The organism is Frankia sp. CoWAU3 (assembly GCF_977971855.1).
The window spans coordinates 11,251-12,706 of record NZ_CDWWXB010000028.1; the positions used below are offsets into that span (position 1 = coordinate 11,251).

Consider the following 1,456-nt stretch of genomic DNA (forward strand, 5'->3'; position numbering starts at 1 on the left):
GGCGCGGCGCACCACTGCGGTGTTCATGCCGGCTGGACCGGCGCGCAGTGGCCCGCGCAACCCGGCTGTGCCGAACCGCAGCGGTCCGTGGAAACGTGTGGTCAGTTCCGCGAGCAGCGTGGCATCGTGACCCGCGCCGTCGCGCAGTCGGGCCAGTTCGGCCCGGTCGGCGGGATCCGGATCATCGTTCAGCCAGGCCTCGACCTGCTCGGCGAGCGGGCTGGGCAGGGACGTCGGGCCTGGTCGGGACGTCGGGCCTGGTCGGGACGCGGACGGCATCGCGGTTCCGCCGCGGTCCTACAGCCGGGTGACGATGTCGGCGAGCAGGATACCCAGGCGTTCCGCGGCGGCGGCCCCCGCGGTCAGCACCTCGAGATGATCCAGCGGCTTGCCGCTCATCCCCGCCGCGAGGTTGGTGACCAGGGACAGGGCCAGCACCTCCGCTCCGGCGGCCCGTGCCGCGATCGTCTCGTGCACGGTCGACATGCCGACCAGGTCGGCTCCCAGGAGCCGCAGCATGCGGATCTCCGCGGGTGTCTCGAAGTGCGGACCGGGCAGTCCCGCATACACCCCTTCGGTCAGGGTGGGATCGACCTCGCGGGCAAGCGTCCGTAGCCGGGGGGAATAGGCGTCGGTCAGGTCGGTGAACGCCGGGCCGACCAGGGGCGAGCGGCCGGTCAGGTTCAGATGGTCAGCGACGAGGACGGGCTGGCCGACGTACATGTCCGCGCGCAGACCGCCGGCGGCGTTCGTCAGTATGACGGTCGACGCGCCGGCCGCACAGGCCAGGCGGACCGCGTGGACCACCCGGGACAGGTCATGGCCCTCGTACGGATGCACGCGACCCAGATAGATCAACAGGCGACGGTCGCCGAGCTGGACGGAGCGTGCGGTCGGCTTGTGCCCGGGAACGTCGGTGTTGGAGGGGAAGCCGCCGAGTTGGGTAAACGTGACCTCGGTGACGTCGGTCGCCTGCCGGGACAGTACATCGGCGGCCGGGGGCCAGCCCGATCCCAGCACAATCGCGATGTCGTGCCGGCCGGCTCCGGTCAGCTCGGCCAGGGTGGCGGCCGAGGCCGCCGCATTCGGTTCGTCCGCCTGTGCCCTCACCCGGCGACTGTACGGGGTGCGTGGAGGACACTGACTCCCGTGCCTCTGATACCGTCCCACCGTCGTCTCCCGGCAGTGCCCTTGGAGTCCGGCGAGTTTACCGAGGTCGTGCTGCGCGGTCGGCTCACCGACCCGAGCGGACCCGGACGGTTCACGGCGAAGGTCGAATCCTTCGTCGGACACCGGTTCGGGGCCTCGCGCTGGATCGTGCTGACCGATCGGCGGCTGCTGGTCCTCGCCCCCTTCCCGCGGGAGGGCGACTGGTTCGACGTCGTCTTCGACCGTCGTGAGGTGACGGCGTCCCGAGGCGTCAAGCACGGAGATGTGATCACCGTCGAGCTCACCA

Annotated in this window: 2 protein-coding genes and 1 pseudogene; 1 reads left to right on the forward strand and 2 read right to left on the reverse strand. The window is 71.0% G+C overall.

What is annotated here, in order from left to right; genetic code table 11:
• Together AC08ON_RS04925 and AC08ON_RS04930 are read right to left on the reverse strand one after the other, a co-directional pair.
• Positions 1-279 (reverse strand): annotated as a pseudogene (locus AC08ON_RS04925) (phospho-sugar mutase); the annotation flags it as partial.
• An 18-nt stretch (positions 280-297) separates the two neighbouring features.
• Positions 298-1,110 (reverse strand): purine-nucleoside phosphorylase, encoded by an 813-nt coding sequence (locus tag AC08ON_RS04930; RefSeq protein ID WP_476606619.1) that lies wholly within the window; start codon positions 1,108-1,110, stop codon positions 298-300.
• Between the two features lie 39 nt (positions 1,111-1,149).
• Here AC08ON_RS04930 and AC08ON_RS04935 point away from each other — a divergent pair.
• Positions 1,150-1,456: hypothetical protein (locus AC08ON_RS04935; RefSeq protein WP_476616531.1), on the forward strand; the 307-nt coding region annotated here is incomplete at its 3' end.